Annotated in this window: 11 protein-coding genes and 1 tRNA gene; 7 read left to right on the plus strand and 5 right to left on the minus strand. The window is 74.3% G+C overall.

What is annotated here, in order from left to right; genetic code table 11:
* A partial coding sequence (locus VGB14_04705; GenBank protein HEX9992209.1) for a hypothetical protein occupies positions 1–711 on the minus strand: 711 nt, incomplete at its 3' end.
* Between the two features lie 52 nt (positions 712–763).
* Here VGB14_04705 and VGB14_04710 point away from each other — a divergent pair.
* The 5 genes from VGB14_04710 to VGB14_04730 are packed head-to-tail and all read left to right on the plus strand — an operon-like array spanning position 764 to position 3,569.
* The gene (locus VGB14_04710) at positions 764–1,132 is read left to right on the plus strand and encodes a GlcNAc-transferase family protein (protein ID HEX9992210.1); all 369 of its coding nucleotides are present in this window, start codon (positions 764–766) and stop codon (positions 1,130–1,132) included.
* Positions 1,060–1,644 (plus strand): GlcNAc-transferase family protein, encoded by a 585-nt coding sequence (locus tag VGB14_04715; GenBank protein ID HEX9992211.1) that lies wholly within the window; start codon positions 1,060–1,062, stop codon positions 1,642–1,644. The genes VGB14_04710 and VGB14_04715 overlap by 73 nt, the downstream gene beginning before the upstream one ends.
* The gene (locus tag VGB14_04720) at positions 1,641–2,285 is read left to right on the plus strand and encodes a 2OG-Fe(II) oxygenase (protein ID HEX9992212.1); all 645 of its coding nucleotides are present in this window, start codon (positions 1,641–1,643) and stop codon (positions 2,283–2,285) included. The genes VGB14_04715 and VGB14_04720 overlap by 4 nt, the downstream gene beginning before the upstream one ends.
* Complete coding sequence (locus tag VGB14_04725) at positions 2,282–2,569, plus strand: hypothetical protein (protein ID HEX9992213.1); 288 nt, start codon at positions 2,282–2,284, stop codon at positions 2,567–2,569. The genes VGB14_04720 and VGB14_04725 overlap by 4 nt, the downstream gene beginning before the upstream one ends.
* A gap of 40 nt (positions 2,570–2,609) precedes the next feature.
* Complete coding sequence (locus VGB14_04730; protein ID HEX9992214.1) at positions 2,610–3,569, plus strand: endonuclease/exonuclease/phosphatase family protein; 960 nt, start codon at positions 2,610–2,612, stop codon at positions 3,567–3,569.
* Positions 3,570–3,719: 150 nt separating this feature from the next.
* Here the strand turns inward: VGB14_04730 and VGB14_04735 are convergent, their stop codons facing one another.
* Positions 3,720–4,655 (minus strand): NAD(P)-dependent oxidoreductase, encoded by a 936-nt coding sequence (locus tag VGB14_04735; protein ID HEX9992215.1) that lies wholly within the window; start codon positions 4,653–4,655, stop codon positions 3,720–3,722.
* 421 nt (positions 4,656–5,076) lie between these two features.
* Here VGB14_04735 and VGB14_04740 point away from each other — a divergent pair, with 421 nt between their 5' ends.
* Positions 5,077–5,910 (plus strand): hypothetical protein, encoded by an 834-nt coding sequence (locus VGB14_04740; GenBank protein HEX9992216.1) that lies wholly within the window; start codon positions 5,077–5,079, stop codon positions 5,908–5,910.
* Positions 5,911–6,553: 643 nt separating this feature from the next.
* Here the strand turns inward: VGB14_04740 and VGB14_04745 are convergent.
* Together VGB14_04745 and VGB14_04750 are read right to left on the minus strand one after the other, a co-directional pair.
* Positions 6,554–6,640 (minus strand) — tRNA-Leu (locus VGB14_04745).
* A gap of 33 nt (positions 6,641–6,673) precedes the next feature.
* Entirely contained in the window at positions 6,674–6,985 is a 312-nt protein-coding gene (locus tag VGB14_04750) for a hypothetical protein (protein HEX9992217.1), read from the minus strand.
* 110 nt (positions 6,986–7,095) lie between these two features.
* On the opposite strand from VGB14_04750, the gene VGB14_04755 reads away from it, so the two are divergent.
* Positions 7,096–8,043, plus strand: a complete 948-nt coding sequence (locus VGB14_04755; GenBank protein HEX9992218.1) for a PD-(D/E)XK nuclease family protein — start codon at positions 7,096–7,098, stop codon at positions 8,041–8,043.
* Between the two features lie 54 nt (positions 8,044–8,097).
* Here the strand turns inward: VGB14_04755 and VGB14_04760 are convergent.
* Positions 8,098–8,617 (minus strand): MFS transporter (locus VGB14_04760; GenBank protein HEX9992219.1); only part of this gene is annotated, 520 nt, incomplete at its 5' end.

Genomic DNA, 8,617 nt, shown 5'->3' on the forward strand with positions numbered 1-8,617 from the left:
GTGGGCGAGCGACCGGTGGAGCACGACGGCCTGGCCCGGCCGGCACCGCACCTCGGCGACGCCGCCCGGCGCGTCGAGGCAGAACGGCCAGGACGCGTCGGCGGGGTGGCGGTCGACGGCCAGCGAGACCGTCACCTCGCACTGCGGCCGGTCGTGGTGGCGGGCCAGCGTGGCCCCCTCCTCGTAGGCGCACACGAACGAGTAGGAGGGCCGCAGCGGCCGGCCGGCGAGCGCGGCGACCGTCGCCGTCAGCTCCCGGTGGAAGGCGAGGGCGACGGGGTCGTCGGCGACGCTGCGGCGCCGGTCGACCTGGGCGTCGCCGAGCGCCCACCCGCCGCCCTCGGCCAGCCGGCGGTACCGCCGGCCGAGCGCGGCCACGTGGGCCGGCGGCACGAGGTCGTCCACCGTGCACCATCCCTCGGCGGCGAAGCGCCGGGCCGCCTCGTCGAGCGCGCGCCGGCGCCCGGCGACGCCGTCCTCGGCACCGCGAGCGGGCGCGGTCGCGGTCGCCGCCTCGCCGTGGCCGAGCCAGACCGGCCACCGGCACCCGGTGGCGAGGTCGACCGCCGAGGCCCGCCGGCAGCCCTGCTCGAACGCCGGCGCCGACCAGGCCGGCGCCACCGGCTCGCGGGGGTCGACCGCCAGCCAGGGCCCGGTCGGCCCGAGGTCGGCGAGGAAGACGGCGAACGGCACGGTCGGGACCCCCGGCACAACCCGACGGTACCGTTCGATCGGCACTCTTGACGCACACCGGACGCGCTGGTTGGCTGGTCCCACGGACACCATCTACGTCCAGGTGCCGGCCTACCGCGACCCGGAGCTCGGGCCGACCCTCCTCGACCTCTACGCCAAGGCGGCGCACCCGGGCCGGCTGCGCACGTGCGTCCTCTGGCAGCGCGACGACGAGGAGCTGCCTGACGAGGTGCGCCGGCTGCCCGGGCTCGAGCTGATCGAGGCGTCCTACCGGGAGAGCCGGTCGGCGAACTGGGCGAGGAGCATCCTCCAGCAGCGCTGGGACGGCGAGCCGTTCACGATGCTCATCGACTCCACCACCGCTTCGTGCCCGGCTGGGACACCGCCCTCGTGGCCATGTACCGGCAGTGTCTGGCCCGGTCGCCGAAGCCGCTGCTGACCGCCTACCTCCCGGCCTACACCCCGGCCATCGACCCCCTCGGCCGCCAGCAGGCGCCGACCCGGATCTACCCCTTGGAGCGGGAGGACGGGGTGCTCGCCCGCCTGACCAGCTACCCCCTGCCGTTCTGGTCCCGGCTCGACGAGCCGGCGGCCGGCGACTTCCTGTCGCTGCACTTCGTCTTCGCGGCCGGGGCCCTCAACGCCGAGGTCCGCTTCGACCCCGACATGTACTACCTGCGCGACGAGGTGGTCACGTCGACCCAGGCGTTCACGTGGGGCTACGACTTCTTCCACCCGCACCGGGTCGTCGGCTGGCACTGCTACGACCGCGGCTCGCGGGTGCCGCACTGGGTCGACCACGAGGACTGGCACGTCGGCCACGCCGCGGCCCTCGACCGCATGCGCGACCTGTTCCTCGGCGCCGCCGAGCCGCCGCCCGGCTACCTCGGCCCCGTCCGCTCGATCGCCGACTACGAGGCGAGGACGATGACGCCGCTGGTGGCGACGTGAGCCCGCCCGACCGGGCGCCGCCGTTCGTCGCCTGCCTGGACGGGTTCCTTCCGCCGTCGGCGTGCGCCGAGATCCTGCGCGAGCTGCGGTTCACCCGGTGGCGGCCGAGCACGGTCGTGGCGAGGGACGGCGACGGCGTGCTGCGCTCGGGGCGGACGTGGCGGCGCAGGAGCGAGACGGCCACCGCGGACTGGTTCGTCGCGCCGTTGCTCGACCTGGTGGCGGACGTCGAGCGCCGCATCGAGGCGACGTTCGGCGTGGCGCCGGAGCGGTTCGAGGGGTGGCAGGCGACCCGGTTCGGCGAGACCGACGGCTACGACTTCCACCTCGACGCCGGCGGGTACGCGGACGAGCCGGGCGGCGAGCGGGAGTGGACGTTCCTGCTGTTCCTCGACACGCCGGCCGCCGGCGGCGGGACCGCCTTCCGGCACCTCGACCGCACCTACGAGGCGAGCGCCGGCCGGCTCCTCGCCTGGCGCAACCTGACCGAGGGCGGCGCGCCGGACGAGCGACTGCTGCACGCGGCCACGCCGGTCACCGCGGGGACGAAGACGACGCTGATGACGTGGGCCCGCCAGCGCGCCGTCCGCCCCGACCCATCCGATCCGACCATCGGCACCCGAGCGGAGGCGACGACATGACCGGCGACGAGGAAGTGGTCGAGTTCATCATCAAGAAGTACGGGCCGGTGCTCGACCTCCGGGAGAACCCGGGGTCGATCATCGACATCATCCGCACGTTCGCGCCGGCGGCGGCGCCCGACGGCGGCACGCCCTGCGGCGGCACGCCGTTGCCGGCGCCGGCGCCGTCCCCGTCGGCGGCGCAGGGCGGCGACGACGTGACCCTGTCCGAGGTGCTGCGCCAGCTGCTCACGCTGTCGCGGGACGTCAGCCTCATCAAGGAGCGCCTCGACGTGAAGGGGTGACAGCTACCGTCGCGCGGAGGCGCGTCGGGGGGAGGCCGCCATGCGGGTGCGAGTCGGCACGTTCAACCTCAACAACCTCTTCTCGAGGTTCAACTTCTCGGCGGAGGTGGGCGCGATCGGCGACATCGGGGTCAAGACGACCACGACGTTCCGGTTCGAAGACCCCACCAGCTTCCGCCTCCGGACCTACCAGGGCCGCCTGGTGAAGGGGAAGCCGCCCACCGAGCGGGCCAGGGTGGCCGAGCGCATCGGCCAGCTCGACGTCGACGTCCTCGCCGTGCAGGAGGTGGAGGACGTCGACACGCTGCACCGGTTCGCGCAGGACGAGCTGGCCGAGCTGGGCTACCGGTTCGCGGTCCTCGTCGAGGGCAACGACCCGCGGCTGATCGACGTCGGCGTGCTGTCCCGCCTGCCCATCGGCGGCGTCACCTCGTGGCGCCACGCCGTGCACCCGGGTGGCACCGAGCCGGTGTTCAGCCGCGACCTGGTGGAGGTCGACATCCTCGACGCCAAGCGGGAGAAGCGGCTCTTCACCCTGTTCAACACCCACCTGAAGAGCCACTACGTGCCCTTCGGCGAGGACCAGCAGGCCGGGGCCGCGGCGGCTGACGAGCGGCGGCGCCAGCAGGCGGCGGCCATCGCCCGCATCGTCACCCTGCGGACCCGGCCCAACAGCCGCTACCTCGTGGTCGGGGACATGAACGACCCGCCCGAGTCGGAGTTCCTCGGCCCGATGCGCGACGGCCTGCCCCTGGTCGACGGCCTGGCCGAGGCGACCGAGGACCGGCCGGCGCCGGCCGACGACCCACCGGCCCCGTCGAGGCCGTGGACCCACCGGTTCAAGGAGTCGGGCGTGCCGGCCCACTACGAGCTGCTCGACCACGTGTGGATCAGCGCGGGGCTGTCGGCCAAGCAGACGGGCGCCGGCATCGGCCGCCGCCGCCGCCTCACCCGAGACGGCAGCGACCACGACCCGGCCTGGGTGGAGCTGACGCTCTAGCCGTCGTCGCCGGGCCCGAGCCCGCCGCCGGCGCCGGGAGGCGTCCGTCGCCGCCGGGCAGGTCGGCGACCGGCACGCCGTCGCGCGGACGGTGACGCTGACGGGCTCGGGCTCGTGCGCGACCGGGGACGTCCAGCCCGCCCCCGCCGGCTAGCCGGAGACGGCGACCGGTCCGGGGTACGTCGGCCGGTGGCCGGCGGCAGCGTCGATCAGGGAGCGGCCGTCGCCGTCGAGGTAGTCGCGCCACGACCGGCGCGGCCGCCAGCCGAGGAGGCGGCCCGCCTTGGCGCACGACACGCCGGACGCGTCGGGGCGGGCGAGGGAACGGAGGTGCACCTCGCCGCCGTACTTCCGGGCGACGACGTCGGCGAGGTCGTTCCCGCCGGCGTTGTCCGCGGCGGACGCGTAGAACACCTCGTGGCCGGGCAACGAGCACGCGACGGCAGCCGTGATGGCGTCGGCGAGGTCGTAGACGTCGACGTAGGCCCAGAGGTTCTCGCAGCCGGCCATCGGCTGGCGCACGATCGGCCCGAGGTTCCGCTCGTAGGTGCCCTCCCACTGCACCCACGTGGGCCGCAGGGTCGTGCAGCGCAGGTCCGACCGCAGCGCGGCCGCGGTGCACAGCTGCTCGGCGAACGACTTGCCGACGCTGTAGGGGTCCTGCGGCGCCGTCGGGTGCTCCTCGTCGACGGGGACGTAGCGGGGCACGACGCGACGATCCCCGTAGATGTAGCCGCCGACGGCCTCGCTCGAGATGTTGACGACCCGGCCGACGCCGCACCGGACGGCCGCCTCGACGACGTTGTAGGTCGACTGGACGTTGTTGTGGAACACCACGTGGCCCGGGTGGTTGTCGGGCGACGGGATGGCCGCGGCGTGGACGACGACGTCGGCACCGGCGACGACGACCATCGCCGACCCGGCGTCGCACAGGTCGGCCTGTAGGTACGGCACGGCACCGGCCCACGCCGCCGGGAACCCGGGCCGGACCACGTCCGTCGCGGTCACGTCGTGGCCGTTGGCCAGGAGCGCACCGACGACCGCGTGCGCGACCGTCCCGCCCGCTCCGGTGACGACGATCTTCATCGACTCCCCCCCTCCCGATGCAGGCGCGAGCGCCCGCCACATCCTTCCAGCCCGAGGGAGTTGTCGCTTTTCGACCGCCCTGACCGCTCGCGGAGCCGGACCCCCTTCACCCGCCGGGAACGAAAGGCGACGTGTCACGGCCGGCGGACGACGGCTGTCCGCCGCCGCCGCTGGGCGCTTCGCGGCACCAGCCGGCGCACCAGCAGCAGGGTCGCTGTCGGGTCGGGCGTTGGCCGACGCGAGGCACCGTCGTCGAGGTCAAGGACGTCACTAGGCTCTCGAGCAGTGCGCAGCTTCGCGATCTCGTGGGCTTCGCGCGTGAGGAAGGTGTGCCACTGGAGATCTTCACGAACGCGACACTCCCCGGGAGCGGCCAGTTGCACGACTGGATCCGAAGAGGGCACGTCATCATCTCGCCGCTGTGAAGCCTGACTTCGCCGGTCACGACCTGGATGCCGAGGTGGTGTTCGATCGCTTCCTCGGTACGGATGACCTCGACCTCGTCCAGGACGTACTGGCGTCGGTCGCTCCCCGGTGGTGCCGGAAGCTGAGGGTGTGGAAGGCCCCACGGGACCAGGTCCCGATCGACCTGTCGGACCCTCATGCGCTGGCGTCCGCCGTCCTCGCCGCCGCCGGCGAACGCGGGGACACCTACCGGGCACTGGTGGAGAAGTACGGGCGGCCACCCCACGCGCGCTTCGCCGGTTCGGCCGAGCTCCGTGGCGCCGGCCCAGAGCTCACCGTCGTGATCTCCGTCGACGAACTGGTGCTCGCCCCGCTCGGCCGGTCCTACGACCTGGGCAACCACGTCGCCCTACAGGTACGGCGCGCCAAGGTCGAAGCTGCGCCTGGGCCGGACTGGGTGCGGGCGGCGCTCGAAGCGCTCGCCGGCCGGCTGTCCCCTGCCTGGGGTGCCGCCTCCCACGTCGAGGAGTACTGGTCGAAGGTCATGAGCGACGAGCCGCCGGTACGCGCCGTCGGCCGGGACTTCGGCCGGCACCTCCCCGGCGTGTTCTGGCTCAACTACTTCGGCCGCCCCTACGTCGAGCTCCTCGGTGCCCGCCGTCTGGGGTCCGCACCGAACGCGACGCCCGTCGGCGACGGCTTCCTGATCGCGGTCGGTCACGACCCCCGCGACTGGGACGACCCGGCCACGGTCGCGGTCGAACAGACCGTGCGCGACCACCTCGGCCCCGAGCTCTTCTTCACCAAGGGCGACCCCGAACGCGTCGGCGTCGTACCCGACTGGGGATAGACGGCGCGAGGTCGAAGCCGAAGGTCACCGAGCAGCCCCTGAGGTCGACGACGACCGACCTCGACCCGTCGTCGCGCCCAACCACACGTCCGCTCTCGCCACGCCCGCCGGATTGCGAGCGACGAGGCCGAGCCGCTCCGCGTCGCCGAGCGCCTTCCGGAGCACGAGGTGCGTGGTGTCCCGGCCACCCGGACTTCGGGAGCGCCCGCGTACGGCGTCTCGACATCGAGCACGTGACGGCTTGGACGGCCGCCGCTCCCATGGCGTGTCGCACACGAGCGGCAGCGACCTGGTAGCTGCGGAAGGTCGTGTCGCGCGAGCGGCGCCGTGCGGAGGCGGGCCGCTGATCGCGGTACTGGCCGAGGGTCGCCTTCGACCGAGGGGCAAAGGTCGACGACGTCTCGAGGGACACGATGACCTCTCGAAGCGCGCCGCTTCAGCGGCGCTCGAGTGCGGAACCCTCTCCGCCGTTGCTGCTCCGAGGTCGAAGACGCAAGCCCACGTACGGCCCCGCCGTGGACCGATCCTCTGGCCGCGAGCACCGTGACGCCGCGCGGTACCCGACCGTCACCAGCCCGTGACGAGCGACGGCACGACGGGCAGGCGGTCGACGGACGTGACGGGCGAAGCAGCACGTCGGAGGTGCCCGGGGCGGGATTCGAACCCGCATGGTGCTCGCGCACCAGAGGGGTTTAAGCCCTCCGCGTCTGGCCAGTTCCGCCACCCGGGCGGCGGCGGGTCGAACATACGCCGCCCGCCCCGCTCACGCCGCCACCACCCGGTCCTCGCCCGGCAGGGCCGACCACAGCGCTTCCCGGACGCGGTCGGCCGCCTCGCCGTCGAGCCCGTTGGCGACGACGACGCCCTCGATCATGTCGGCGATGACGGCGGCGAACGGTCGACCGCGGATGCGCACGGCGACCGTGACACCGCCATCGGGCCGGCGCCGCACCGACCGGTTCACGCCGGCGAGCCGGGGTGGGCTGCGGAACCCGGGCATGCGCAGGCCCCGGCGCCGGCAGGCGAGGCCGAGGTCGCGGGCGGCAGCGGCGAAGCGAAGCGAGGTTGCCTCCACGCCGTCCATTCTCCGCAAGGGGTGTGACACTGAACGGCGGCCGACGGCGCGCCCCGGCGCCTGCCCGACGGTCCCCGTTCCTGTCACACCCCGTCCGTACGATCCTGGACATGGCCCTGGCGGCAACGGCACCGGCGCTGAACCCGGCGCAGCAGGCGGTCATCGACCAGCTCGGTGCCACCGCGGGCGGGCCCCGGCCCTCCTTCCCGCCCGACCTAAGGGATCGCCTGGTGGACGAGCTGGAGGACGCGCTCGCCCCGCTCGTCGCCGACCGGGCGCCGGACGACCCGCTCGTCGTCACCAAGCACGACCTGGCCGGTGCCCACGGCTGCCAGGCGCGCTGGGCGGCCGAGTCCACCCGGTTCGACTGGTCGGTGCCGCTCGCCCGGGGCACGGTCGCCCACAAGGCCGTCGAGCTGTCGCTCCACGTGCGGGGCGAGCCGACCCCGCTCGACCTCGTCGACATGGCGACCTCGCGGCTGGCCGAGGGCGACGACAGCCTCGCCGACTGGCTCCGGACCTGCTCCGACGTCGAGCGGGCCGAGCTGCGGGCGCAGGCCAACGACCGGGTGACGGCGTTCGTGGAGTGCTGGCCGCCGCTCCAGAAGCGGTGGACGCCGGTGACCGAGAGCCGCGCCAGGGCCGAGCTGTGCGGCGGTCGGGTGCACCTGCGGGGGAAGGTCGACCTGACGCTCGGGCGGTCCGTCGGCGCCGCCGGGAAGGTCCTGGTCGACCTGAAGACGGGCGGGTTCTCGCCCGACCACCTGCACGACCTCCGCTTCTACGCGCTGCTCGAGACGCTGAAGGTCGGCGTCCCGCCCCGCCGGGTGGCGACCTACTACCTCGACGCCGGCCGCATGGCCCCCGAGGACGTGACGCCCGGGCTGCTCGACGCCGCCGTGGCGAGGACGGTCGCCGGCGTGGCGGCGATGCTGGCCCTGCGATCCGGGGCGGCCGAACCGGTGCGGCGACCGGGCCCGCCCTGCTGGTGGTGCCCGCTGCGCAAGCGCTGCCCCGACGGGGAGGTGTGGATGGCGAACGCGGACGAGATGGCCTGACGACGCGGCGACGGCCGGGTTTGCCGTTGCGCAGCCGGGGTTTCGGCCCGAGCGTCAGCGGGCGGCGGACGGTGCGCCAGCGATGTCGACGGCGGACGTGGGCGCGACGGCGTCGGCCGCCTCGCCCTCGACCTCGACCTCGGGCTCGTCGGCGGCCGCGGCTGGGCCCGGGGCGTCCATCGGCGCCGTGAAGCGCGTGCGCAGCCGGACGAGGACGCCGCCGGCGAGCATCAGCGCCCCTGCGGTGGTCGCCGTCGCCGGCGCGCCCCACGCCTCGGCCAGCTGGCCCTGCACGAGCGCGCCGACCGGCATCGTGCCGGTGAGGACCATCAGGTAGATCGACAACGCCCGCCCCCGCATGCGCTCGTCGACGAGGAGCTGGATCGTCGTGTTCAGCACCGACGCGACCGTGAGGTGGGCGGCGCCCACGAGGAGGAGCGAGACGAACCCGAGCCAGTAGACGGGCGCCAGCCCGAACGCGGTGATCGCCGCGGCGTAAAGCAGCAGGCCCCCGGTGGCGACCCGGCTGCGGCGCCGGGTGGGCGCCCACGCCCCGATGATCGGCGCGCCGAGC

The sequence above is a fragment of the Acidimicrobiales bacterium genome (genome assembly GCA_036399815.1).
In the GTDB taxonomy this organism is placed as follows: domain Bacteria; phylum Actinomycetota; class Acidimicrobiia; order Acidimicrobiales; family DASWMK01; genus DASWMK01.